Genomic DNA, 25077 nt, shown 5'->3' with positions numbered 1-25077 from the left:
ACTTGCCATACCCGGAAACGGTCAAAATCCGACATTTTTTGACCCCTCCGAAGCCGAAACGAAGAAAGAGCCGATGCATGCATCTCACCGCCGAAAATCTGGCCGCAAGGCGCGGTGGCGATCTCATTTTCGTTAATATTTCCTTTCACTTGGCAGCCGGCGAAGCACTCGTTCTTACGGGCAGAAATGGATCGGGAAAGTCCACTTTGCTGCGCGTTGTCGCCGGCCTTCTCAGGCCTGAAAGGGGCACTGTCGTCTTTCATGGCGACGGCAGCCGGGAAGGCCGGCATCCCGGCGAGGTCTGCCACTACCTCGGCCATCGAAATGCGATGAAGAATGAACTTACGGTTGCAGAGAATCTGGATTTCTGGCGGAGCTTTCTCGGCAACGCCGGCCTCTCCACCGAGGACGCCGCCGAGGCCGTCGGCCTTGCCGGAATTAGTCACCTTCCCTTCGCCTATCTCTCCGCCGGCCAGCAGCGCCGATTCGCCTTTGCCAAGCTGCTCGTCGCCCGCCGGCCCGTCTGGATCCTCGACGAACCCACCGCGGCACTCGATGCCAGCGCCGACCAGCTATTCGCAGGATTGATCGAAACGCATCTGAGAAGGGGCGGCATCGTGCTGGCGGCGACGCATCAGCCGCTGGGGTTGAAGAATGTGCGGGAATTGAAGATGACGGGCTTTGCCGGGGTGGATCAGGGGGTGTGGGGATGACCGCCCTCTTCCTCCGCGATCTCAAGCTCTCGATCCGCGCCGGCGGCGGCGCGCTGATCGGCGTGCTGTTCTTCCTGACCGTCGTCGCCGTCATCCCCTTCGGCGTCGGGCCGGATCTCAAGCTTCTCTCCCGCATCGGCCCCGCCATCGTCTGGATCGGCGCCCTGCTTGCAGCCCTTCTTGGCCTCGACCGCCTGTTCCAGGCCGAGCGCGACGATGGATCGCTCGACCTGATGCTGACGCAGGAAACACCGCTTGTCCTCACCGTCCTGATCAAATGCTGTGCTCACTGGACGTCCACCAGCCTGCCTTTGGTCATCGCCTCGCCGCTGCTCGGCCTCTTCATGAATATGGACGAGACGGCGATCGGCGCGACCGCGCTGACGCTGCTTGTCGGCTCGCCGGCCATCACCTTCATCGGCGCGGTCGGCGCCGCCGTTGCCGTGGCGCTCCCCCGCGGCGGCCTGCTGGTCTCGATCCTGGTGCTGCCGCTGACGATCCCGGTGTTGATCTTCGGGGTCAGCGCCACCTATGCCGCGGTCGAGGATCCCGCACTGTTCCTGCCGCCTTTTCTCATCCTTATCGCGCTCACGCTGTTCTTCGCCGTCATTGGCCCGGCTGCCGCCGCCCTTGCGCTGCGAAACACGGCGGAGTGATTGGCATTCGATTGCGGGAAAAGCCGGATCAAGATAAGGAAGCGGTCATGAGTGAACCGAGCCTTGCGATCAGTAAATTCAGCGATCTCGCCAACCCGACACGGTTTCTGGCGCTGGCGGCACGCGTCATTCCGTGGCTGGCCGGTTTCACCGCCCTCTGTTTCGCGGTCGGCCTCTTTCTCAGCTTTTCCACCGAAGGCGATTACCAGCAGGGCGAGACGGTGCGCATCATGTATGTCCATGTGCCTGCCGCCTGGCTTTCGATGCTATGCTACACGATCATGAGCATCTCGGCGATCGGCACGCTGGTCTGGCGCCATCCGCTGGCCGACGTCTCCGCCAAGACCGCAGCCCCGCTCGGCGCCACCTTCACTCTGCTGGCGCTCGTCACCGGCTCGCTCTGGGGCAAGCCGATGTGGGGCACCTGGTGGGTGTGGGACGCGCGGCTGACCTCGGTCTTCATTCTCTTTCTGATGTATCTCGGCCTGATTGCGCTGAGCCGCGCCATCGACGATCCGTCGAAGGCCGCACGGGTCTGCGCCGTGCTCATCCTCGTCGGCTTCGTCAATATTCCGATCATCAAGTTCTCTGTCGAATGGTGGAACACGCTGCACCAGTCGGCAAGCGTGCTGCGGGTCGGCGGTCCGGCGATCGATCCGGAATTCCTGCGCCCGCTCCTCGTCATGGCGATCGCCTTCACCCTCCTCTTCTTCACCTTGCACATCATGGCGATGAGGAACGAGATCTGGCGCCGCCGCATCGCCGCCCAGCGCCGCCTTGCCGCCCGCATGGCGAGCCGGGAGGAATAGGTCATGACGCACGCCTTCTACGTCTACGCCTCCTACGGCTTTGCAGCCCTCGTGACGGTCGCCGTCACCTTCTGGACCTGGGCCGACGGTCGGGCGCGCCGCCGCGAACTTGCAGCGCTCGAAGCCGCAGGCATTCGCCGCCGCTCGGCGCGCACGAGGGACGGCGAATGAACGAGACCCCCGAAACCAGAACCGTCAGGCCGCGCGGACTTGGCCGCTACGCTCTGGCGCTTCTGCCACTGATCGTCTTCGGCGCCATAGCCGCGACGGCCGCAAAGATGCTCTACGACCAGGATTTCCATGGCAAGAACATCGCCGAAATCCCCTCGGCCCTGATCGGCACCAAGACGCCGGCGCTGAATCTTCCGCCGCTCGACGGGGCAAACCTGCCGGCGCTCACCGATGCGGCGATCAAGGGCAAGCTGACCCTCGTCAACGTTTTCGCTTCCTGGTGCCTTCCCTGCAGGGACGAACATCCGATCTTGAAGGAACTGGCGAAAGACGGTCGGCTCAACATCGTCGCCATCAATTACAAGGACAAGAACGACAACGCCCTGCGTTTCCTCGGCGAACTCGGGAATCCCTATCGGGCGATCGGCATCGATCCGAACGGCAAGGCGGCAATCGACTGGGGTGTCTACGGTATCCCGGAAAGCTATCTGGTCGGCGCCGACGGCACGATCCTCTACAAGCGCGTCGGTCCCTTCGACGATATTAGCCTGAAGGAAGGGCTGTTTCCGGCGATGGAAAAGGCGCTGGCGAAGCCGGCTTCGTAAGTCAAGAAAGACCCTCCGCACAAGGAGGATATCGAGGCAGGTTAAGCTCCACCCTGCCAGACCTTGATCGCCTCCACCGGCCAGACCAACATCAGCACGTTCAGCGTCAGATTATCGCGGATGACATAGCCGGTGAAAATCTCGAAGAAGATGGCGATCGCCACCGTGACCGCCACCGGCACCCGTGATGCGAAAAAGAAGCCGAGGCACATGAAGGCGGTGTCCATTGCCGAATTCACGATGCTGTCGCCGTAATAATCGAGTGCGATCGTCGCCGTGCGGTAGCGGTCGATGATCAGCGGCGAATTTTCGAGCAGTTCCCAGCCGGATTCGATCACCAGCGCCAGGAGCAGCCGCGCCGCAAGCGGCTTGTGGCGCAGAACTAGGTGGCCGAGCCCGTAAAACAGGAAGCCGTGGATGATGTGCGACGGCGTATACCAGTCGGACAGATGCTGCGAATTGCCGCTGGTATTGACCCCGCCTTCCCACAGCTTGACATAACCGCAGGCGCAGATCGGCACCCGGCCCATCAGATATTCGGCGACGACCTGGGCGACCAGCACCGCAAGACAGGCGACCAGCCAGAAGCTCTGGTGTCTGACACGATATCCGGCGTCCGCTGTGCTCACGTCTCACCGTCCGTTTCCAGGTTGACGCTATGTTTCAGCACCAGCGGCATCTGCGCTAGCGTGAAGATGATGGTGATCGGCATCGTGCCCCAGACTTTGAAGGCGACCCAGGTATCGTCGGAAAAATTGCGCCAGACGACTTCGTTGAGCACGGCTAGGAATAGGAAGAAGGCGCCCCAACGGATGGTAAGCTTGCGCCAGCCCTCTGCATCGAGCTGGAAGGCAGCGTTGAAGACATAACCGAGCAGCGAGCGGCCGAAGGCGAGCCCGCCCAGCAGCGCGACTCCGAAGAGCGCATTGACGATGGTCGGCTTCATTTTGATGAAGGTCTCGTTCTGCAGCCAGATCGACAGAGAGCCGAAGATAACGACGACGATGCCGGAGACAAAGGGCATGATCGGCAAATGGCCGAGCACGATCTTCGACACAATCAGCGAAGTGACCGTCGCTGCCATAAAAAGCGCGGTCGCGACGAACAAAGGACCGCCCAGTTCCGAAAGGGCAGGAAATCTTTCCACCAGCCATTGACCGCGCAGATTGGCAAAAAAGAAGACCATCAGCGGCCCGAGTTCCAGCGCCAGTTTCAGCATCGGATGATGGCGGTCGGCCGCGCTCGGCGTGATATCGCTTTCGGTGGTCATGCGTTCTTCGAACCTGCTATTCCTGAAAATTCGTTTCCCGACCGTCCCTTGCAGGCTTTCGGCGGCTTATCTGTGGCATCATTGCGGAAGCCCGGCAATGGCATGGGCGAAATCCTCTGCCTCGAACGGCTCGAGATCGTCGACCCCTTCGCCGACGCCGATGAAATAGACCGGCAGCTTGTGCTTGGCGGAGATCGCGACGAGAATGCCGCCGCGCGCCGTGCCGTCGAGTTTGGTCATGATCAGCCCGTTGACGCCGGCGACATTGTGGAAGATCTCGACCTGGCTCAGCGCATTCTGCCCCGTCGTGGCGTCGAGCGTCTGCAGCACCGTATGGGGCGCATCAGGATCAAGTTTGCCGAGCACGCGCACAATCTTCTCGAGCTCGGCCATCAGTTCCGCCTTGTTCTGCAGGCGGCCTGCCGTGTCGACGATCAGCACGTCGCACTTCTTCGCCTTCGCCTGCTCGAAGGCATCATAGGCAAGGCCGGCGGCATCGGCGCCGAGTTTCGTGCCGATGAATTCGGAATTGGTCCGCTCAGCCCAGATCTTCAGCTGCTCGATCGCCGCCGCGCGGAACGTATCGCCGGCCGCCAGCATCACCTTCAGCCCGGCGCCCGAAAGCTTCGCCGCGAGCTTGCCGATCGTCGTGGTCTTGCCTGTGCCGTTGACGCCGACGACAAGAATGACGTGCGGCTTGTGCGAGAGATCGAGCTGCAGCGGCTTGGCGACCGGCTTCAGGACCTTGGCAATTTCGGACGCCATGATGCGGCTGACATCCTCGCCGGTGACGTCCTTGCCGTAGCGCTCCGAAGCGAGCGAATCGGTGACCCGCAGCGCCGTCTCGACGCCGAGATCGGCCTGGATCAGCAGGTCTTCGAGATCCTGCAGCGTCTCGTCGTCGAGCTTGCGCTTGGTGAAGAGCGCAGTGATCTGGTTGGTGAGCTGCGAGGAGGTGCGCGCAAGGCCGTTGCGCAGTCGCTGGAACCAGCTGAGTTTCGCCTGCGGAGCGATAGGCTGCGGTTCGACGATCGCGGGGCCGGTCGCGAAGCCTTTGGGGAGGATCGGAGATTCAGGCTTTGGCTGTTCCGCAGCAGTTTCGGAGGGCTCGCCAGGTGAGATACCCCCCTCTGCCCTGCCGCGCATCCCCTCGACAAGGGGGGAGATCGGCTGAACGGCGATGTCTTCTTCCGCATCGATCTCAGCAGGGGTTTCCTCCGAGAGCGCTTCTGTTACCTCGGCGGTCTCTTCGACCGAAGCCGGCATGTCAGCCTCCAAACGATCTCCCCCCTTGTCGGGGAGATGTCCCGAAGGGACAGAGACGGGTGCTTCCACCTCGCTCTCGGCAATTGCCTGCGTCTCTGCTTCAGCTTCGGCCTCCAGCAGTGAAAGCGGCACCAGCCCGAACTCGCTCATCTGATCTGCGGGAGGCAAAGGCAACGACTCATCGAGGATGTTTGATTCCTCGGCCTCGCCGACATCCGCCGCCGGTCCACCCGCGGTATCCAACTTCTCGGAAAGAACGGGATCGTCGGCGACCGGCAGATCTTCGTCGCGCGAGCGCGGCTCGAGTTCCCTTTCCACGGCATCGGGCACGGGCTCTTCAGCCGGCTTGCCGAAGGTAAAGACCTTTTTGATGAAACTGAGCGCCATGAGAATTCCGTGAAAGTCAGGCCGCTGCGGCCGTTAATTGCATGTCGAGATGCTTGCCATTGTGGCCGGTGATGGTGGCTGGCACAAGTTCGCCGGGGCAGAGGCCGGCGGCTGCAACCAGCGTGAAGTTCTCGGTATGCGCCAGGCCGTTGTTTTCGACGAGCAGCCACTGCCGGGTTCCGATCATGCCGTCGAGATGGGATTGATGGAGCTTATGTCCAGTGGCGCGCAGCCGTGCGGCACGATCCTTGACCAGCGATCGGTCGAGCTGCGGCATGCGGGCGGCCGGCGTGCCGGGACGCGGGCTGTAGGGGAAAACATGCAGATGCGCGATGCCGGCTTCTTCGGCGAGCCGCACCGCATTGCCGAACATTTCCTCGGTTTCCGTCGGGAAGCCGGCGATCATATCGGCGCCGAAGCTCATTTCGGGGCGGAGACGCCGCGCAGCCTCGATGAAGCGCAGCGCATCGGCGCGCGAATGCCGGCGCTTCATCCGCTTCAGGATCATGTCGTCGCCATGCTGCAGCGACAGATGCAAATGCGGCATGAAACGCGATTCTTCCGCGATGAGATCCATCAGATGGGCATCGGCCTCGATGCTGTCGATCGAGGAAAGCCTGAGACGGCGAATATCCGGGACCTGCTTCAAGAGCGTCGTCGCCAGAAGCCCGAGCGTCGGCGCTCCCGGCAGGTCGCCGCCATAGCTGGTGGCATCGACGCCGGTCAGGACGATCTCGCGATAACCGCTGTCGGCGAGCTTGCGGGCCTGATCGACGACGGCTCCCATCGGCACGGAGCGGGAATTGCCGCGGCCATAGGGGATGATGCAGAAGGTGCAGCGGTGGTCGCAGCCGTTCTGCACCTGGATGAAGGCACGCACGTGGCCGTCGATGTGCCTGACCATCTGCGGCGCCGTCGCCTTGACGCTCATGATGTCGTTGACGCGCAACTTCTCTTCGGCCGAAACGCCGAAATCCGGCAGGCTGCGATAGGTAGCGCTCGAAAGCTTCTCCTCATTGCCGAGCACGGCATCGACCTCTGCCATTTCGGCAAAGGTCTGTTTTTCCGTCTGCGCGGCGCAGCCGGTGACGATGATGCGGGCATGCGGATTGTCGCGCCGCGCCCGGCGGATCGCCTGGCGAGCCTGGCGCACGGCCTCGCCGGTCACCGCGCAGGTATTGACCAGGATGGCATTGTTGAGCCCGGCCTTCTCGGCCTGCGCCTTCATCACTTCGGATTCATATGTGTTGAGGCGGCAGCCGAAGGTAATGACCTCGATGCCGCTCACTGCGCCTCCGCCCCTCGGGTATCATCGCGCGACCAGAGGCCGGTTGAAGGATCGAGCCTGCCCGACCATTCCCATTCGGCCGGACCGGTCATGATGACGTGATCGTCGCGCTCGCGCCATTCGATCGAAAGTGTCGCCGGCGGCTTGGCGCTTGCCACATTGATCGTCACCGTGCGGCCGGTGCGGCCGGTGCGCGCGGCGCTGACGGCGGCGGAACAGGCGGCCGAACCGCAGGCAAGCGTGAGTCCCGCGCCGCGCTCCCAGGTGCGCGTCGTCATCGATGTCGGCGAGGTCACCTGAGCGAGCGTGATATTGGCGCGCTCGGGAAACATCGGATGGTTTTCGAGTAGCGGCCCGAAGCGGGCGAGATCATAGGACATTACGTCCTTGTCCACCCAGAAGATCGCATGCGGGTTGCCCATCGACATGGCCGACGGCGAATGCAGCACCGGATTGTCGATCGGGCCGATCTGCAGCTCGATGCGGCTGGTATCGTGGAATTCTTCGGCCAGCGGGATCATGTCCCAATCGAAGACCGGCCGGCCCATATCGACGGAGATCGTCCCGTCCTCGTGCTCGACGGCGTTGAGGATGCCGGCGACCGTTTGGAAGGCGAAGGCCTTACGGCCGGTCTCGGCGGCAAGCGCCTGCACGACGCAGCGTGTGCCGTTGCCGCAGGCCTGCGCCTTCGAACCATCGGAATTCAGAATATCGATGAAGGCATCGGTGCCGTCGGCCTTCGGATCATGGATCGCCATGATCTGATCGAACTCGGTCGCAGGATCGGCATTGAGCGCGACAGCCGCCGCTGCCGTTACCTTATCCGGCCGGCCACGCATGTCGACGACCAGGATCTTGTTGCCAAGCCCGTTCATCCTCGCGAATTCGACCGTTGCACTCATAGTATCATTCCGTCCGTGTTTCCGCTGTATATGGCGGAAATGCGAAGGAATTACCAGTGGGTGAGTGCCGGGCAGCCATTGCCGCCGGCCGCCCTTGCGAGGCAGTACGGCTTTACCGCTCAGTACCGTTGGAATTGAAGGACACCGCATGCGCCTCGACGATGGCGGCAGTGATGACCTTTCTCAGCTCGTAGACCAGCGAGCGGGATCGTTTGCGATCCAGATCCTGTGCCGCCTTTGCAAGACTAAGGCCTTCATTCAGAACAATATGATGAGCCCGCGCCAGTGCCCAGCTCTCAATATCAGCATTGATCATTCGATATCTCCGCCGGATCATCCGGCATCAAGGATATTCACGAATCATTTTACAGGATGCACTTAAGTTGAAAGTAGAATCACAAGTGGAATATTTTGCAACTGGCCTCCATCGCGAATTGGGGCCGCCAGCCGGAATTTTTACTGTGACATATACGCGAAAGGGCATCCGAAACTTCCGCGAGGCGATCATCCCACGCATTCGCCTTGACTTTCGCGCGGCTTTCCTGTTTATCGCGCCCAATCCGCGACGAGCCGCATGACTCCGAGCCGCCGACCGGGACCTTAGATCCCGGAGGTCAACACCCGACAGCGCGATGCGCCCTCGGGTGCTTTTTGGCTTTGCGTCTTGTTTTCGTCAAGGAAAAGCACGACGTTTCCGGGCAGATCAACCCGCCCGAAACGTATCAAGGAAGAGCCGATGTTTGAAAACCTCCAGGACCGTCTTGGATCCATTCTGAATGGACTGACAGGCCGTGGCGCGCTTTCGGAAGCCGATGTTTCCGCAGCGCTGCGCGAGGTTCGCCGTGCGCTGCTGGAGGCCGACGTCGCGCTCGACGTCGTGCGTTCCTTTACCGACCGCGTGCGTGAAAAGGCCGTCGGCGCCGAGATCCTGAAGTCGATCAAGCCCGGCCAGATGGTGGTCAAGATCGTCCATGACGAACTGATCGAGATGCTGGGCGGCGAAGGCGTCGGCATCGACCTGCATGCGCCCGCTCCCGTCGTCGTCATGATGGTCGGCCTGCAGGGCTCCGGCAAGACGACGACGTCAGCCAAGATCGCCCATCGGCTGTCGACGCGCGAGAAGAAGAAAGTGCTGATGGCGTCGCTCGACACGCGCCGTCCGGCAGCCCAGGAGCAGCTTCGCCAGCTCGGCGCCCAGGCCAGCATCGACACGCTGCCGATCATCGCCGGCCAGTCGCCGACCGATATCGCTGCCCGTGCGGTGCAGGCGGCCAAGCTCGGCGGCCATGACGTCGTCATCCTCGACACTGCCGGCCGCACCCATATCGACGAACCCTTGATGGTCGAGATGGCCGACATCAAGAAGCGTTCGAACCCGCATGAAATCCTGCTGGTCGCCGACTCTTTGACCGGTCAGGATGCCGTCAACCTCGCCCGCAATTTCGACGAACGCGTCGGCATCACCGGCCTCGTGCTGACCCGCATGGACGGCGACGGCCGCGGCGGCGCCGCCCTTTCGATGCGCGCCGTCACCGGCAAGCCGATCAAGCTGATCGGCGTCGGCGAGAAGATGAGCGAGCTCGAGGAGTTCCATCCCCGCCGCATCGCCGACCGCATTCTCGGCATGGGCGACATCGTCTCGCTCGTCGAGCGCGCGGCGGAAAATATCGACGCCGAGAAGGCGGCTGCCATGGCCGCCAAGATGGCCAAGGGCAAGTTCGATCTCGACGACCTCGCCGACCAGCTGCGCCAGATGCAGAAGATGGGCGGCATGGGCGGCATCATGGGCATGATGCCCGGCATGGCAGGCATGAAGGACAAAATGGCCGCCGCCGGCCTCGACGACAAGCTTTTCGGCCGCCAGATCGCCATCATCCAGTCGATGACCAAGGCCGAGCGCGCCAATCCCGACCTGCTCAAGCATTCGCGCAAGAAGCGCATCGCCGCCGGCTCCGGCACCGATGCCGCCGCCATCAACAAGCTTCTGAAGATGCACCGCCAGATGGCCGACATGATGAAGATGATGGGCGGCAAGGGCAAAGGCGGCATGATGAAGCAGATGATGGGCGGGCTTGCCGGCAAGATGGGGCTTGGCGGCCTGGGCGGCCTGGGCGGCATGGGCGGCGGCATGCCCGACCTCTCGAATATCGACCCGAAGCAGCTCGAAGCCCTGCAGAAGCAGGCCGAAGCGGCGGGGCTTGGAAAGCCGGGTGGGGGTATGCCCGGTCTCGGCGGTCTGCCGGGTGGTTTGCCGGGCCTCGGCGGCGCCAAGCTGCCGGGCCTCGGCGGTGGTTTCCCGGGATTGCCCGGTTTGCCGAAGAAGAAGTGAAAGGATCGTTTGCCCCATGATTGATCCGGACGTCAAAGCCCAGCTCGCGAGCTACCGTCAGTCGATCGACAACATCGATGCCGCTCTCGTGCACATGCTGGCCGAACGGTTCCGCTGCACCAAAGAGGTCGGCGTGCTGAAGGCCAAATACAATCTGCCGCCGGCCGATCCGGCGCGCGAGGAATACCAGATCGAACGCCTTCGCCAGCTGGCGAAAGCCGCCAATCTGGACCCGGATTTCGCCGAGAAGTTCCTGAACTTCGTCATCAAGGAAGTCATCCGGCATCATGAGCAGATCGCTGCGGATCACGCTGAACAGAGCGCCGCAGCCCGATAACCATACCGCCTCACGAAGCGGTCAAGAAAAGCCTAAGGAGTAAAGAACATGGCACTGAAAATTCGTCTCGCCCGCGGTGGCTCCAAGAAGCGTCCGTACTACCACGTCGTTCTCGCCGATGCGCGCAGCCCGCGTGACGGCCGCTTCCTCGAAAACCTCGGTTCCTGGAACCCGATGCTCGCCAAGGACGACGAGAAGCGCGTTCAGCTGAATGCCGAGCGCATCAAGCACTGGCTCGATAACGGCGCCCAGCCGACCGACCGCGTTCTGCGCTTCCTCGATGAAGCTGGCGTTGCCAAGCGCGAAGCCAAGAACAACCCGGTCAAGGCAAAGCCCGGCAAGCGCGCCCAGGAACGCGCCGCTGAAAAGGCGCAGAAGGCCGCTGACGCCGCCGCTGCTGCTGCCGACGCTGCGGAATAATCAGGACCTTCCCCAATCGAACGGGCGGCATGGCGACATGCCGCCCGTTTTCGTTTCCAAATACCTGCACTTCGTTTATGAGAAGCCTGTCTTTCCGGCTTCACATGAAGGAACCCATGACAAAGCTTGAAAACCCCGTTCTGATGGCGACGATCGGCGGCGCGCAGGGCCTGCGCGGTGAAGTGCGCGCCAAGGCCTACACCGCCGATCCGACGGCGCTCGGCGATTACGGCCATCTGCACAGCATTGACGGACGCAGCTTCGAAATCCTCGAAATCCGCGAGATGAAGAATGTCGTGGTGGTCCGTTTCCGCGGCATTAACGACCGCAACGCCGCCGAGGCGCTGAACGGCCTGGAACTCTACATCGAGCGCGACAATCTGCCCGACGAGGAGTTGGAGGACGACGAGTTCTACTATGCCGATCTCGAAGGACTCGAGGCGCAGGACGATCAGGGCGTCAGCTACGGCACGGTCACCGGCGTCTTCGATTTCGGCGCCGGCGATCTTCTGGAACTCAAAGGTCCGGGCAAGCGCCCGGTGCTGATCCCCTTCTCGGAAGCCTCAGTGCTGGAAATCGACCTCGAAGCCGGCACATTGTTGATCGATCCGCTGGCGGCGGGTTTGATCGACGATCCCGAAGAGATTTCGAAATTCACCCCGGACAAACCGAAAAAGAAGAAGTGATGGCTTTCCGGGCGAGCATGCTGACACTCTATCCGGAAATGTTTCCGGGGCATCTGGGCTTTTCGCTCGCCGGCAAGGCGATGCAGCGCGGGCAATGGTCACTGGACGCCGTGCAGATTCGCGATTTCGCCACCGACAAACATCGCACCGTCGACGACACCCCGGCCGGCGGCGGCGCCGGCATGGTGCTGAAACCCGACGTGCTCGCCCGCGCCATCGACAGTACCTGTCAAAACGATACTCGCCCGCGCCTGCTGATGAGCCCGCGTGGGCGGCCGCTGACGCAGCAGCGCGTGCGCGAACTGGCGGCGGGCGACGGCGTCGTCATCGTCTGCGGCCGCTTCGAGGGCGTCGACCAGCGGGTGATCGAAGCGCGGGGGCTGGAGGAGGTCTCGGTCGGCGACTACGTGCTGTCGGGCGGCGAACCGGCGGCGTTGATCGTGCTCGATGCGATCATCCGCATCCTGCCCGGCGTCATGGGCAACGATCTTTCCGGCCTGCATGAAAGCTTCGAAGGCGGACTGCTGGAACATCCGCATTATACGAGGCCGCAGGAGTGGGAAGGCCGGGAAATCCCCTCCATCCTGACGTCGGGCAACCACGGCGCCATCGAAAAGTGGCGCCACGAGGAGGCGGTGCGGCTGACGCGGGAGCGGCGGCCGGATCTCTTCGAAAAGGCTGAGCCTAAGAAAATCGGCTGATTCCACCCTCCCCTTCACAAAAATGTCGTGCGAGGGATGACAAGGCCCGGCCTTTCGTGTATTGGCGCACGCGGAAATGGGGTTAGCCCCGTCTGCCAGCAAACAAAGAATGGCGAATCCGCTCCCGCCCCGAAGGGGCAAAATCCTGAGGCTCACCCAAGGGATCTGTGCCGAGCGCTCTGGCTGTTTCAGAAGAACCAAAGGTTAAGACGATGAACATCATTCAGCAGCTTGAGGCCGAACAGGCCGCCAAGATCGAAGCCAAGCGCACCCTCCCCGAATTCTCCCCGGGCGATACCGTCCGCGTCAACGTGAAGGTCACGGAAGGCAACCGTACCCGCGTTCAGGCCTATGAAGGCGTCTGCATCGCCCGCTCCGGCGGCGGCCTGCAGGAAAACTTCACCGTTCGCAAGATCTCCTACGGCGAAGGCGTCGAGCGCGTATTCCCGGTTTACTCGCCGATGATCGAAAGCGTCGACGTCGTCCGCCGCGGTAAGGTCCGTCGCGCCAAGCTCTACTACCTGCGCGACCGTCGCGGCAAGTCCGCCCGTATCGTTGAAGACACCGGCGTCCGCGCCCGCAAGCTCAACGACGCCGAACGCGCCGCCGTTGCCGAGGAAAAGGCACGCATCGAAGCTGAAAAGGTTGCAGCCGCTCAGGCGCTCGCCGCCGAAAAGGCAGCAGCAGAAGCCGCCGAAGCCAAGGCCGCTGCTGAAGCAGCAGCCGCCGCGGAAACGGCAGCAGAATAATATCTGCGAAAAATTCTATTTCTGGAAAGGCGGTCTTCGGATCGCCTTTTCTCTTTTTTGCGCGCCCGCGCCGCGGCGGCCTTGCCTTCGGCAGGTCTTCCGTGACAATTTTCGCGTTCAATCCGGGAGCCATTCCATGCTGTTTCGTCGTACCGTTCTTGCGGGCTTTGCCGCCCTTGCGCTCGCTCCTTTGACCGTGTCGGCAGCCGAACTGCCCGATCTCGGCGGCAAGAGCGTCGTCGTCGTCACCGAAAATGCCTATCCGCCGCTGCAGTTCGTCGATCCGAAATCCGGCAAGGCGATCGGCTGGGAATATGATGCGATGAACGAGATCGCCAAGCGGCTGAACTTCAAGGTCGAATATCAGAACACCAGCTGGGACGCGATGATCCAGGCGGTCTCAGACGGCCAATACAATATCGGCATGACCGGCATTACCATCAAGGACGACCGCAAGCAGAAGGTCGATTTCTCCGATCCCTATATGCGCTCACAACAGTTCATGCTGGTGCGCGGCGACGAGAAGCGCTTCACCGATGCCAAGAGCTTTGCCGCCTTCAACGCCGGCCTGATTGGCGCCCAACCCGGCACCTCGCCTTTTTATACTGTCGTTTATGAAATCCTCGATGGCAACGAACAGAACCCGCGCATCAAGCTTTTCGAAACCTTCGGCGCGACCGTGCAGGCGCTGAAGACCGGCGACGTCGACCTTGTGCTGACCGACAGCGTCGCGGCCAAGGGCTATGTCGATTCCTCGAATGGCGGGCTGAAGGTGGTCGGCGAAGCGCTCGGCACCGAGGACTTCGGCTTCATCTTCCCGAAGGGGTCGGATCTCGTCGGACCCGTCAATGCCGCTATCGCAGATCTGAAGGCGGACGGCACCTTCGATGCGCTGAACAAGAAGTGGTTCCTCGACTACAAGATGGGCGAATAACCCCGAGCGATCGCAGATGGCGCCACAACCATCCCTGCGACATGAGAAGGACGACCGTCCTTGGTGGCTGGTCGTCCTTGTTCTGATCGGCCTCATTCTCGCCGTCGTTATCATCACCAACGACATTTACACGCAGGTCTTCCGGACCGTGGTGAATGGCGCCGGCATCACCGTGTTCGTGACGCTCGTCGCCTTCATGCTGGCGACAGTGCTTGGTCTCGGCATCGCGCTGCTCGGCGTGGCCGACAGCATCGTGCTGCGCCAGATCGCCCGCTTCTATATCGAGATCATCCGCGGCATCCCGATCCTGGTGCTGCTCTTCTACATCGCTTTCGTCGGCGCGCCGGGTCTTGTCGCGGCCTATAACTTCATCATCACGCCACTGGTGAAGAGCGGCGTCGCCGAACCGATCCTCGTGCGCGACCTTTCGCTGATGTGGCGCGCTATCATCGCGCTGATGATCGGCTATTCCTCCTTCATTGCCGAGATCTTCCGCGCCGGCTTCCAGTCGGTCGATATCGGCCAGATCGAGGCGGCCAAATCCCTCGGCCTGTCGCGCTACCGCCGCTTCCGGCTCGTCGTCTTCCCGCAGGCGATCCGAGTCATCTTCCCGCCGCTTTCCAACGACTTCGTCTCGATGGTGAAGGATTCGTCTCTTGTCTCGGTTCTCGGCGTGGCCGACATTACCCAGATGGGCAAGGTCTACGCCTCCGGCTCCTTCCGCTTCTTCGAGACTTATTCGATCGTCACCTATATCTACCTGATCCTGACGATCGGCCTGTCACTGGCGCTGCGGCGCATTGAAAAGAAGATGAAGCAGAAGCCGCGCTGAGCCACAGCACGATTCGAATTGCCGTTTCGTTCAAAAATCGCTATATGCGGGCGATGGAATCCAAGTTCAGATGCACTGGCGCGCATATTTTCGTGCTGCAGGACCATTATCGCCTGCCGGCGCGGTTCTTTGCATGCGTATCCGGTGCGCTCAACAGCCGACTTCGTTGATCGAATGACGGCCGGCGGAGCCTGATCCGCTTTTTCCCGATTTTCCAAAGCATCCAAAAACGGACTTACCGCCATGAGCGCACCGCGTACCCTCTACGACAAGATCTGGGACGACCACCTGGTCGACGAACAGGCCGACGGAACCTGTCTTCTCTACATCGACCGCCACCTGGTCCACGAGGTCACCTCGCCGCAGGCCTTCGAAGGCCTGCGCATGAGCGGCCGCAAGGTCCGCGCGCCGGAAAAGACGCTCGCCGTCGTCGACCACAATGTTCCGACATCAGCCGACCGCCATCTCGGCATCAAGAACGAAGAAAGCCGCATCCAGGTCGAGCAGCTCGCCAAGAATGCCGCCGAGTTCAACGTCGAATATTATTCCGAGAACGACAAGCGCCAGGGCATCGTGCACATCATCGGGCCGGAACAGGGCTTCACTCTGCCCGGCATGACGATCGTCTGTGGCGACAGCCACACCTCGACCCACGGCGCCTTCGGCTCGCTCGCTCATGGTATCGGCACGTCTGAGGTCGAGCACGTTCTCGCCACCCAGACGCTGATTCAGAAGAAAGCCAAGAACATGCTGGTGCAGGTCGACGGCCAGCTGCCGGCAGGCGTCACCGCCAAGGACATCGTTCTTGCCATCATCGGCGAGATCGGCACGGCGGGCGGCACCGGCTACGTCATCGAATATGCCGGCGAAGCGATCCGCGCGCTGTCGATGGAAGGCCGCATGACGATCTGCAACATGTCGATCGAAGGCGGCGCCCGCGCCGGCCTGATCGCCCCCGACGAAGTCACCTTCGAATATATCAAGGGCAAGCCGCGCGCGCCGAGGGGCGAAGCGCTGGAACAGGCGATCGCCTATTGGAAGACGCTGAAATCAGACGAAGGCGCTCATTTCGACCGCGTCGTCAAACTGAACGCCGCCGAACTGCCGCCGATCGTCTCCTGGGGCTCCTCGCCTGAGGACGTCGTCTCCGTCCAGGGCATCGTACCGAATCCGGATGAAATCCAAGACGAAACGAAGCGTGCCTCAAAGTGGCGCGCCCTTGATTATATGGGCCTCAAGCCGGGCACGAAAATGACCGACATCGCTGTCGATCGCGTCTTCATCGGCTCCTGCACCAACGGCCGCATCGAAGACCTGCGCGCCGCTGCCAAGGTCGTCGAGGGCAAGACCGTTGCCTCGACCGTCAACGCCATGATCGTTCCGGGCTCCGGCCTCGTCAAGGAACAGGCGGAAGCCGAAGGCCTCGACAAGATCTTCAAGGCCGCGGGCTTCGACTGGCGTGAGCCGGGCTGCTCCATGTGCCTTGCCATGAACGATGACCGCCTGAAGCCAGGTGAGCGTTGCGCCTCCACGTCGAACCGCAATTTCGAAGGCCGTCAGGGTTTCAAGGGGCGCACGCATCTCGTCTCACCGGCCATGGCCGCCGCCGCCGCGATTGCCGGGCACTTCGTCGATATCCGCGAATGGAACTGATCCGTCCGACGGAATGAAGGATAAAGCGCCCGATGCGCATCAGCGCGTCGGGCGGCTGCTATATTGCGACCCCGACAGCCGATCGGCGGCATCCTCGCAACCGGCAATCAGAAAGCTGCCGTCATCGGATCCGGCCCCATGCGGGCGCCGGCATTGTCGAGCTTGGCGATCGCCGCCATGTCGTCGGCATCGAGCTCGAAATCGAACACCCGGAAGTTCTCCTCGATGCGCGACGGCGTTACCGACTTCGGGATGACGACGAGGCCGGTATCGATATGCCAGCGAATGATGACCTGAGCCGGCGTCTTCCGATGCTTCTTGGCAATCTCACCGATGGCGGGATTCGAGATAAATTTCCCCTGACCGAGCGGGCTCCAGGATTCGGTGGCGATGTTGAGTTTCTTGTGAACCTCTTGCGCCGCCTTCTGCTGGAAGTCGGGATGCAGCTCGATCTGGTTGATGACAGGAACGACGCCGGTTTCGCCGATGATCCGCTCCAGATGCTCGGGATAAAAATTCGACACACCGATCGAACGCGCGCGCCCCTCTTCCCTTAGGCGAACGAACGCCTTCCAGGTTTCGGTGTAGAGGCCGCGATGCGGCGACGGCCAGTGAACGAGATAGAGGTCGACATAGTCGGAGCCGAGCTTTTTCAGGCTGCCGTCGAAGGCACGCAGCGTATTGTCGTAGCCTTGGTCTGTGTTCCTGAGCTTGGTGGTGACGAAGATGTCCTTGCGGTCGAGGCCGGAGGAGCGGATGCCTTCGCCGACGCCCTCCTCGTTGTCGTAACCGGACGCCGTATCGATATGACGATAACCGGCGGCAATGGCAGTGCGCACCGTCGGAGCGGCAATCTCCTGCGGCGTCTGCCAGACGCCGAGCCCGACCTGCGGAATGGAATGTCCGTCATGGAAAGTGATGATGGGTTGAGCGGTCACAATATAGCTCCGGGAGTTTGAAGAATTGGACGAGGCATGATTTGCGCCCGCACTCGGGGCGTCCCGGAACGCATCTCAGCCTGAGCGTTCGGTCACCGGAAAGATATAGGCAGCCGCATCCGGAAGACAATCAGACCACACGGACAATCGTCCCCTTGCGAAGATGCGGCAGGAGGCGGCGCATGTCGCCGAGACTCACCGCCACGCAGCCGGCCGTCGGCTCGTAGCCCGGCCGGATGAGATGGAAGAAAATCGCCGAACCGCGGTTGCGCGCCCGGCAGGAGATGTTCCAGTCCATCACCAGGCAGATATCGTAGAGCCCGTCGCTGCGCCGCATCTCCTCGTGGCCGGCGCCGAACGGCGCCCTGACGAGGCGGTTGTAGTTGGCATTGCCGGACTGATCGCACCAGAGCATATCGGCGCGGATCCGGCGGATGGGAAGCGCAGTGGCGAGCCGGCCGTTCCGCTCGCCGCGCCGGAAGCCTGATAGCAGTTTCATCGATGTGATCGGCGTCGCGCCGTCGCCCTCGCGTTTCATCACTGTGCGGCCGGAGCGACCGATGGCAGCCGGAACAGTGATCGTGCCAATGCGCACGATCGCCCGGCTCTTCTTTCCCGGCGCCGGGCGCACCACCACCGTGGACGGCTTCATTCCCCGGCTCCGCCTTGCTTTTTCCATTTTTCTCGCGAGTCTTGCATTGCTTGAGGCTTTGATTGAAATCATATGAAAACCTGCCCGGCAACAGCACCGCCGGCCGATCCTTGCCAAACCCGCAATTTGGCGTAGGACTAGGGGACCTAACATGAGGACGCAACGGCATGACCGCACGCACCATTCTTCTGGTGGATGACGACGAGGACCTTCGGCAGACGCTGACAGAGCAATTGTCGCTTTACGAGGAATTCACGGTTCTGCAGGAAGCCAACGCCGGCAAGGGCGTTGCGACCGCCCGTTCGACGCCGGTCGACCTCTTGATCATGGACGTCGGCCTGCCCGATATGGACGGCCGCGAAGCGGTGAAGCTCCTGCGCAAGGGCGGCTTCAAGGCGCCGATCATCATGCTGACCGGCCATGATACCGATTCCGATACGATCCTCGGCCTCGAAGCCGGCGCCAACGATTACGTCACCAAGCCCTTTCGCTTCGCCGTGCTGCTCGCGCGCATCCGCGTGCAGCTGCGCCAGCACGAGCAGAGCGAGGACGCGACATTCACCGTCGGCCCCTACCTCTTCAAGCCGAGCCAGAAGCTTCTCACCACCGATAACGGCCAGAAGATCCGCCTGACGGAAAAGGAAGCGGCAATCATCCGCTACCTCTACCGCGCCGAACAGAAAGTCGTCACCCGTGACGTGCTTCTCGAAGAGGTCTGGGGCTATAATTCCGGCGTGACCACGCATACGCTGGAAACCCATGTCTACCGGTTGCGCCAGAAGATCGAGCGCGATCCCTCCAATGCCGAAATCCTGGTGACGGAAAACGGCGGCTACAAGATCATACCCTAGAGCATCTCGGTTTCTCCGAATCACGGAAATGCTCTATCTCTTTATTTTCACGCAGTTCCGCACGCAAACCGCTACGCAGTTTTTGTTGGAGTTGCTCTAAGGCGAAAAGCCCGTATGGCGCTGACGGACGACATTCATCTGCTCTCGCAGCTTCCGCTGTTCAAGGACATGAGCGAGGACCAGCTGCGACTGATCGCTTTCGGCGCCGACCGGCGCATGATCGCCGCCGGCCAGATGCTGTTTCGCCAGGGCGCGCCGGCCGAGAGCGCCTATGTCGTCTTGAGCGGCAGCCTGGAACTCCGCACGACGAGCAGCGACGGCATGCAGCGGGCTGATGCCGTTGCCGGCCGCGGCACGCTGATTTCCGAGCTGGCGCTGGTGACGTTGGTCGAGCGCAAGTTCACCGCGATCGCGCGCGAAGACACCAGCATCATCCGCATCACCCGCGCACTCTTCCACCGGCTGATCGAGGAATATCCGGACGCGGCTCGTCTGATCGAAAACCGCATCCGCGATAATCTCGCCGAACTTGCGGCTAAGGCCGCAAGCCAGTTCCATCGGTTCAGCTGATCCACGTGGGTGCGATCAGAGACGCGTCAGTCGTAGGCGAGGCCGTCGATCGCTGCGGCGAGCTTTGTGAGGTCGGCGGCGTAGAAGCCGGCAGCATTGAGACAGTTCGTCTCGAGCAGCCTCAAGCCCCCTTCCGTACGGCAGACGTCAATGACATAGGCCGGAGAGTAGCCGGGATTGAGGTCGACCATCCTCCGCCCGAATTCGAGCGCGTCGTCATCGATCTCATGGCGATGGATGACGCGCGATCCTTCTTTGTAAAGCGAATAGGTGACGATCCTGTCGTTGACGGCCCAGAGACGCCATTCGCGCAGGATGCGGACAGGCTTGGTGAACATCAGCAGCGTGTCATGCCGTAGCGATCCCGCCGGGATTTCATCTTCGTCGAGCGCGAGGACCCTCTCGACCATGCGGATGATCTCGCCGGCCGATTTCACGTTGCCGGGCTCTTCCTTGCCGTCGTCGACCGGACGCAAAAACCATTCCCGCCCATCGTCAGCCAGACACGCGGGAACCTCTCGCAGCGTCAGGAATAACGCATCGGCGCCGTTGAGAAGGTAGGGATGCCACACCTTTTCCTCGACAAAGGGACGCAACTTGAACATGCCCGGCCGGTAGCCGTTCGCCGCGGCGTTTCTCCACAGCGTATAGGAACCGAACATCACCACGGCGCTGGGATCGGCGACAACCGGCTCGGGAATGAGCTCGCCGATGAACGGAACAACCTTGTGCCAACTGTAGGGGATACCGAGCCGGTCGAGTGCCTCGGCCAGTTTGTGAGTGTCCTCGAACTCCTGAAGAATCCACTGCATCACAAGTCGAAATGCGCCGTCACCGGCACATGGTCGGAGGGCCGGTCCCAGCCGCGCGCTTCCTTCAGGATCTCGATCCGCTTCAGGTGCGGCCCGAGATCCGATGAGGACCAGATGTGGTCGAGCCGGCGGCCGCGGTCGGCCGCTTCCCAGTCCTTGGCGCGGTAGCTCCACCAAGTATAGAGCTTCTCGCTCGCAGGTACATGCTGGCGCATGAGATCGAGCCAGGCGCCGCGCTTCATCACCTCGAGCAGCCCGTCGGTTTCGACGGGCGTGTGGCTGACGATCTTCAGCAGCTGCTTGTGCGACCAGACGTCGTGTTCGAGCGGGGCGATGTTGAGGTCACCCACCAGGATGGCCGAGGTATTGGCCTCGCCATTGGCCTTCAGCAGCTTCATCTCCTCGATGAAATCGAGTTTATGGCCGAATTTCGGATTGATCGTCCGGTCCGGCTCGTCGCCGCCGGCCGGGACGTAGAAATTATGCAGCCGGATGCGGCGATTGCCGCGTTCGAAGATTGCCGATATGTGGCGGGCGTCGCCGACGCCGCAATAATCCTGCCGGTGATCTTCGGTCAGCGGAATGCGCGAAGCGATCGCCACGCCGTGATAGCCCTTCTGACCGTGGATGATGATGTGATCGTAGCCCATGGCCCGCAAGGGCGCGGCGGGAAAGAGCTCGTTCGGCACCTTGGTTTCCTGGAGGCAGAGAATATCGGGGCTGTGCTTTAGGACGAGCTGCTCGACGATTGGCATGCGCAGCCGTACCGAATTGATATTCCAGGTCGTAATCGAAAAGCCCATGCGGCAAGCCCTTTCACGCTTTCATGAAAGGGCTTTAGAACAAAGGCGGACCGGAGGGAACCGGGCCGCGTGCAAAAGCGTCAGCAGATCAACCGAAAAGGCTCAGTCGCGCGATTGCGGCGTGCCCGGAATGCTCTCATAGGGAACCCGGAAGACACGGTCGTCGAACTGCACGCCTGTCTTGACGTTGAAGATCATCACCGAGGTGTCCTTGCCTTGATTGTCGGTGATCGTCCACTGACGCAGGTCATAGGTTTTCGGGTCGAACATCATAGTGATGGTCGAGTTTCCGAACACCGTATTGTTGCCGAGCGCGATCGTCGTCAGGTCCGACTCTTCCTTGACGCCTTTCACCATGCCGGCCGACAGGTCGATATGCTGCGCCAGCAGCAGACTGAGCGGGGTCTTGGAGAGCGGATAGAGATCCCAGGTCTTGAGCTTGGTATTGCCGATGGCGACATTCTTGCCGTCGGCGATCACCCGCATCGGTGACGGCTCGTCATAGTTGAAACGCAGCTTGCCGGGGCGCTGGATGAAAAATTTGCCGCCGGTCTGCTCGCCGCGGGGGCCGAACTGCACGAATTCGCCCTGCATCGTCGTGACGCCGGAGAAATGGTCGGCAATCGCCTGCGCCGTGCCGGAGGCAGGCGCCGCCGCCTGCGCGAGAGCACCGAAGGGAATGGCGCTTGCCATCGCAGCGACGGCGAAAGCGCCGAGAAGATCGCGCCGCGTCATCGTCAGGCCGGAGAGGAAGGAATCGGAGTTACGCATCTAAATCTCCTTTATGCGATCTGCATGCTGCCGAAAGGCGGCGTCTTCAAGGCGTTGCGATCGGCCCGCGAGAGGAAACGGCTTTGCTGCGATCAGGTTTCCGCAAAAGCAGCCCCATCTGAAATATATGGCTGTTATGTCAGCGGTCGAGGATGTCGTCTTCTGTGGGAACGAGGATTTCGCGTTTGCCGGCATGGTTGGCCGGCCCGATGATGCCCTCCTTCTCCATCCGCTCGATCAGTGAGGCGGCTCTGTTATAGCCGATGCCGAGCCGGCGCTGCACATAGGAGGTCGAGGCCTTGCCGTCACGCAGCACGACGGCGACGGCCTGATCATAGGGATCTTCCGAATCCGCAAGGTTCGACGTGCCGGCCGGGCCGCCGCCACTGCCGCCATAATCGCCGTCCTCGTCGTCATCGGCGGTGATCGCATCGAGATATTGCGGCGAGCCCTGCGTCTTCAGGTAGGAGACGATCTCTTCGACCTCGACATCCGAGACGAACGGGCCGTGCACACGCTGGATACGCCCACCGCCCGCCATGTAGAGCATGTCGCCCATGCCGAGCAGCTGCTCGGCGCCCTGTTCGCCGAGAATGGTGCGGCTGTCGATCTTCGAAGTGACCTGGAAGGAAATGCGGGTCGGGAAGTTTGCCTTGATCGTGCCGGTGATGACGTCGACCGACGGGCGCTGCGTCGCCATGATCACATGGATGCCAGCCGCGCGCGCCATCTGCGCCAGGCGCTGGACGGCGCCTTCGATGTCCTTGCCGGCGACCATCATCAGGTCGGCCATTTCGTCGATGATGACGACGATATAGGGCATCGGCCGGAGGTCGAACTCCTCGGTCTCGTACATCGCTTCACCGGTATGGCGGTCGAAGCCGGTCTGCACCGTGCGCGAGATCGCTTCGCCTTTCGACAAGGCCTGCTCGACGCGGGTATTGAAGCCGTCGATATTGCGCACACCGATCTTCGACATTTTCTTGTAGCGCTCTTCCATCTCGCGCACGGTCCATTTCAGCGCGACGACCGCCTTTTTCGGATCGGTGACGACGGGCGAAAGCAGGTGCGGAATGCCGTCATAGACGGAGAGTTCCAGCATTTTCGGATCGATCATGATCAGCCGGCACTGTTCCGGCGTCATACGGTAGAGCAGCGACAGGATCATCGTGTTGATGGCGACCGACTTGCCCGAGCCGGTGGTGCCGGCGACGAGCAGGTGCGGCATCTTGGCCAGGTCGGCGATGACGGCTTCGCCGCCGATCGTCTTGCCGAGCGCCATGGCAAGCTTCGCCTTGCTGCCGTCGAAATCCCGGGAGGCGATCAATTCGCGCAGATAGACGGTCTCGCGCGTCTGGTTCGGCAGTTCGATGCCGATCGCGTTGCGGCCCGGCACGACGGCAACGCGGGCGGCAATGGCGCTCATCGAGCGGGCGATATCGTCGGCGAGGCCGATGACGCGCGACGATTTGATGCCGGGCGCCGGCTCCAATTCGTAAAGCGTGACGACCGGGCCGGGGCGAACATGGATGATCTCACCCTTGACGCCGAAATCTTCGAGCACGCCCTCCAACATACGGGCATTCTGCTCCAGCGCGTCGGCCGACAGCGTCGAATCGCGCACCACGTTCCTCGGCTCGGCGAGCAGGTGCATTGAGGGCAGCTGAAAACCCTCGGGCCGAATGAATGAACCCTGCGCCTCTCGCTCGACACGGGCGCCGGGTTTGGGCCGTGCGATCGCGGGCACGACACGCGGCTCCGGCTTGCCTGCGGCTTTCGCTGGCGCGCGGATCATCCAGTCGTCGTCATCATCGTCGGGCAGGATATCGGCCGGACGCAGCGGCATGTCGGTATCGAAGGGCGGATCGTCGTCCTCATCCTCGTCGTCGATGGAAAGCGACGGTGCGGCGACGACGCGCCGCGGCGAAGCCGCCCTTGCCCCCATTGAGGGCTCCATCGACGGTTCCATGCGCTCGCCGCGCAGGGCGGGCGCCTTGGCGCGGACCGGTTCGTTCAGCGTGCCGAACTCATCATCGTTGAAATCATAGGGCGATTCGAAATCGCCCTGGCGCCGCTTGCGCGGTCCCATGCCGAAGAGCCGGCGCAGCCGCCCTTGGCTCATGTACCAGGCATGTGTCACCGCGCCGCTGAAAGCGACCCAGCGCGACTCGTCCTCCTCGTCCTCGTCGCCGACGACCCGTGCCCTACTTGGCGTCTCGACGTAATCGTCCTCGATTTCGTCATCCGCTTCGCTGCGGCCGACGAGGCCCGATGCAAAGAGCATCATCCAGGCGGTCGGCACGGCAAAGATGCAGCCGACGACCATGGCGAAGGTGCCGGTGGGATAGGCGCCGACGAAGAGCGCGGGAAAACGCAGAATCATGTCGCCGACGACGCCGCCGATGCCGTTTGGAATCGGCCAGGTGAGCGGCGGCGGGAAACAGCCGATGACGGCGGAGGACAAAACCGAACCGGCAAGCCAGGCGCCGATGCGGGCGGGAATGCGGCTGAAGGGGCGACCCGAGATCATCGTCAGCGCCCAGGCGACGATTGGCAGCATCGAAACGACGCTGGCAAGTCCGAAGAACTGCATGACGATATCGGCAAAAGCCGCGCCGCTATAGCCGAGGATATTCGTCGGCAGGTTGGCGGTGGCGTAGGAATAGCTGGGGTCCTCGACGTTCCATGTCGCCAGCGCCGCGACGCAGAACGCCAGCAACAGAAAGATCGCAAAGCCGATGAGCGCCTGGATCTGCCGCAGCATGAATGCCGAGAAGGAGAACCGATCCGGACGGCCATCCATCGCCGGCGACGTGCTTCTTGCCATGTGTCTAACCCGTCCAATGCCTGAGGGCATGCGAATCACCGAAGCTTCGCCATGCCAGATGCCTCCGCTCTACCTAACCAGAGGCGGGTTAAAGCGATGTTAACCATGCGTGCTTGGACGGCATTCCGGACGGGGGAGATCAAAA

General features: G+C 62.0%; 28 protein-coding genes. 16 read left to right on the top strand and 12 right to left on the bottom strand.

What is annotated here, in order from left to right; all coding sequences use genetic code 11:
- The first annotated feature begins 77 nt into the window (after positions 1–77).
- Genes ccmA through PYR71_RS14025 form a run of 5 tightly spaced genes read left to right on the top strand, consistent with a single transcriptional unit; the run spans position 78 to position 2954 of the window.
- On the top strand, positions 78–713 hold the full coding sequence (ccmA, locus tag PYR71_RS14045; RefSeq protein WP_275619794.1) for a heme ABC exporter ATP-binding protein CcmA: 636 nt from the start codon (positions 78–80) through the stop codon (positions 711–713).
- On the top strand, positions 710–1369 hold the full coding sequence (ccmB, locus tag PYR71_RS14040) for a heme exporter protein CcmB (RefSeq protein ID WP_183917406.1): 660 nt from the start codon (positions 710–712) through the stop codon (positions 1367–1369). The genes ccmA and ccmB overlap by 4 nt, the downstream gene beginning before the upstream one ends.
- A gap of 47 nt (positions 1370–1416) precedes the next feature.
- Positions 1417–2178 carry a heme ABC transporter permease gene (locus PYR71_RS14035; protein WP_183917408.1) on the top strand — a complete coding sequence of 254 codons (762 nt, stop codon included), beginning with the start codon at positions 1417–1419 and terminating at the stop codon, positions 2176–2178.
- 3 nt (positions 2179–2181) lie between these two features.
- On the top strand, positions 2182–2349 hold the full coding sequence (gene ccmD / locus PYR71_RS14030; protein ID WP_183917410.1) for a heme exporter protein CcmD: 168 nt from the start codon (positions 2182–2184) through the stop codon (positions 2347–2349).
- On the top strand, positions 2346–2954 hold the full coding sequence (locus tag PYR71_RS14025; RefSeq protein ID WP_275619793.1) for a DsbE family thiol:disulfide interchange protein: 609 nt from the start codon (positions 2346–2348) through the stop codon (positions 2952–2954). Before ccmD ends, PYR71_RS14025 begins: the two co-directional genes overlap by 4 nt.
- Before the next feature lie 41 nt (positions 2955–2995).
- On the opposite strand, the gene PYR71_RS14020 is transcribed toward PYR71_RS14025, so the two are convergent.
- From PYR71_RS14020 to PYR71_RS13995, 6 genes are all read right to left on the bottom strand, one after another.
- Positions 2996–3583, bottom strand: a complete 588-nt coding sequence (locus PYR71_RS14020) for a DUF2585 domain-containing protein (protein WP_275619792.1) — start codon at positions 3581–3583, stop codon at positions 2996–2998.
- Positions 3580–4224, bottom strand: a complete 645-nt coding sequence (locus PYR71_RS14015) for a septation protein A (protein WP_275619791.1) — start codon at positions 4222–4224, stop codon at positions 3580–3582. Before PYR71_RS14015 ends, PYR71_RS14020 begins: the two co-directional genes overlap by 4 nt.
- Positions 4225–4302: 78 nt before the next feature.
- On the bottom strand, positions 4303–5877 hold the full coding sequence (gene ftsY / locus PYR71_RS14010; RefSeq protein WP_275619790.1) for a signal recognition particle-docking protein FtsY: 1575 nt from the start codon (positions 5875–5877) through the stop codon (positions 4303–4305).
- 16 nt (positions 5878–5893) lie between these two features.
- Positions 5894–7165: a tRNA (N(6)-L-threonylcarbamoyladenosine(37)-C(2))-methylthiotransferase MtaB gene (gene mtaB / locus PYR71_RS14005; RefSeq protein ID WP_275619789.1), complete on the bottom strand. Its 1272-nt coding sequence runs from the start codon at positions 7163–7165 to the stop codon at positions 5894–5896.
- Positions 7162–8067: a diaminopimelate epimerase gene (gene dapF, locus PYR71_RS14000; RefSeq protein WP_275619788.1), complete on the bottom strand. Its 906-nt coding sequence runs from the start codon at positions 8065–8067 to the stop codon at positions 7162–7164. The genes mtaB and dapF overlap by 4 nt, the downstream gene beginning before the upstream one ends.
- Positions 8068–8179: 112 nt before the next feature.
- The gene (locus PYR71_RS13995) at positions 8180–8404 is read right to left on the bottom strand and encodes a hypothetical protein (RefSeq protein ID WP_275619787.1); all 225 of its coding nucleotides are present in this window, start codon (positions 8402–8404) and stop codon (positions 8180–8182) included.
- Positions 8405–8803: 399 nt separating this feature from the next.
- Here PYR71_RS13995 and ffh point away from each other — a divergent pair, with 399 nt between their 5' ends.
- The 9 genes from ffh (at position 8804) to leuC (ending at position 16708) form a co-directional block, all read left to right on the top strand.
- The gene (gene ffh, locus PYR71_RS13990) at positions 8804–10396 is read left to right on the top strand and encodes a signal recognition particle protein (RefSeq protein ID WP_275619786.1); all 1593 of its coding nucleotides are present in this window, start codon (positions 8804–8806) and stop codon (positions 10394–10396) included.
- A 16-nt stretch (positions 10397–10412) separates the two neighbouring features.
- Positions 10413–10733, top strand: coding sequence for a chorismate mutase (locus tag PYR71_RS13985; RefSeq protein ID WP_011427149.1), 321 nt, complete (start codon positions 10413–10415; stop codon positions 10731–10733).
- Positions 10734–10781: 48 nt separating this feature from the next.
- A complete protein-coding gene (rpsP, locus tag PYR71_RS13980; protein ID WP_037116834.1) occupies positions 10782–11153 on the top strand; it encodes a 30S ribosomal protein S16 in 372 nt (123 codons plus the stop codon).
- Between the two features lie 116 nt (positions 11154–11269).
- Positions 11270–11839, top strand: coding sequence for a ribosome maturation factor RimM (gene rimM, locus PYR71_RS13975; protein WP_275619785.1), 570 nt, complete (start codon positions 11270–11272; stop codon positions 11837–11839).
- Entirely contained in the window at positions 11839–12540 is a 702-nt protein-coding gene (gene trmD, locus PYR71_RS13970; RefSeq protein WP_275619784.1) for a tRNA (guanosine(37)-N1)-methyltransferase TrmD, read from the top strand. The genes rimM and trmD overlap by 1 nt, the downstream gene beginning before the upstream one ends.
- Positions 12541–12752: 212 nt before the next feature.
- Positions 12753–13289, top strand: coding sequence for a 50S ribosomal protein L19 (gene rplS, locus PYR71_RS13965; protein WP_183917432.1), 537 nt, complete (start codon positions 12753–12755; stop codon positions 13287–13289).
- Between the two features lie 136 nt (positions 13290–13425).
- The gene (locus PYR71_RS13960) at positions 13426–14223 is read left to right on the top strand and encodes a transporter substrate-binding domain-containing protein (RefSeq protein WP_275619783.1); all 798 of its coding nucleotides are present in this window, start codon (positions 13426–13428) and stop codon (positions 14221–14223) included.
- A 16-nt stretch (positions 14224–14239) separates the two neighbouring features.
- The gene (locus PYR71_RS13955) at positions 14240–15055 is read left to right on the top strand and encodes an amino acid ABC transporter permease (RefSeq protein WP_275619782.1); all 816 of its coding nucleotides are present in this window, start codon (positions 14240–14242) and stop codon (positions 15053–15055) included.
- A 243-nt stretch (positions 15056–15298) separates the two neighbouring features.
- On the top strand, positions 15299–16708 hold the full coding sequence (leuC, locus tag PYR71_RS13950; RefSeq protein ID WP_275619781.1) for a 3-isopropylmalate dehydratase large subunit: 1410 nt from the start codon (positions 15299–15301) through the stop codon (positions 16706–16708).
- Positions 16709–16815: 107 nt separating this feature from the next.
- Here the strand turns inward: leuC and PYR71_RS13945 are convergent, their stop codons facing one another.
- On the bottom strand, positions 16816–17646 hold the full coding sequence (locus tag PYR71_RS13945) for an aldo/keto reductase (RefSeq protein WP_275619780.1): 831 nt from the start codon (positions 17644–17646) through the stop codon (positions 16816–16818).
- Positions 17647–17776: 130 nt separating this feature from the next.
- Complete coding sequence (locus tag PYR71_RS13940; RefSeq protein WP_275619779.1) at positions 17777–18298, bottom strand: L,D-transpeptidase family protein; 522 nt, start codon at positions 18296–18298, stop codon at positions 17777–17779.
- Positions 18299–18465: 167 nt separating this feature from the next.
- On the opposite strand from PYR71_RS13940, the gene PYR71_RS13935 reads away from it, so the two are divergent.
- Positions 18466–19149, top strand: coding sequence for a response regulator transcription factor (locus PYR71_RS13935; protein ID WP_011427159.1), 684 nt, complete (start codon positions 18466–18468; stop codon positions 19147–19149).
- Positions 19150–19263: 114 nt separating this feature from the next.
- Positions 19264–19719 carry a cyclic nucleotide-binding domain-containing protein gene (locus tag PYR71_RS13930; RefSeq protein WP_275619778.1) on the top strand — a complete coding sequence of 152 codons (456 nt, stop codon included), beginning with the start codon at positions 19264–19266 and terminating at the stop codon, positions 19717–19719.
- Between the two features lie 26 nt (positions 19720–19745).
- On the opposite strand, the gene PYR71_RS13925 is transcribed toward PYR71_RS13930, so the two are convergent.
- From PYR71_RS13925 to PYR71_RS13910, 4 genes are all read right to left on the bottom strand, one after another.
- Positions 19746–20531, bottom strand: a complete 786-nt coding sequence (locus PYR71_RS13925; RefSeq protein WP_275619777.1) for an ATP-grasp domain-containing protein — start codon at positions 20529–20531, stop codon at positions 19746–19748.
- The gene (locus tag PYR71_RS13920; RefSeq protein ID WP_183917449.1) at positions 20531–21334 is read right to left on the bottom strand and encodes an exodeoxyribonuclease III; all 804 of its coding nucleotides are present in this window, start codon (positions 21332–21334) and stop codon (positions 20531–20533) included. The genes PYR71_RS13925 and PYR71_RS13920 overlap by 1 nt, the downstream gene beginning before the upstream one ends.
- Before the next feature lie 102 nt (positions 21335–21436).
- Positions 21437–22105, bottom strand: coding sequence for an outer membrane lipoprotein carrier protein LolA (locus PYR71_RS13915; RefSeq protein ID WP_183917450.1), 669 nt, complete (start codon positions 22103–22105; stop codon positions 21437–21439).
- A gap of 139 nt (positions 22106–22244) precedes the next feature.
- Complete coding sequence (locus tag PYR71_RS13910; protein ID WP_275619776.1) at positions 22245–24932, bottom strand: FtsK/SpoIIIE family DNA translocase; 2688 nt, start codon at positions 24930–24932, stop codon at positions 22245–22247.
- Positions 24933–25077: the final 145 nt, after the last annotated feature.

Origin of the sequence: Rhizobium mulingense, from assembly GCF_029194105.1 — a bacterium.
Classification (GTDB): domain Bacteria; phylum Pseudomonadota; class Alphaproteobacteria; order Rhizobiales; family Rhizobiaceae; genus Rhizobium; species Rhizobium mulingense.
The sequence above is the reverse complement of the archived record's forward strand: the minus strand, read 5'-3'. Positions and strand labels throughout refer to the sequence as shown.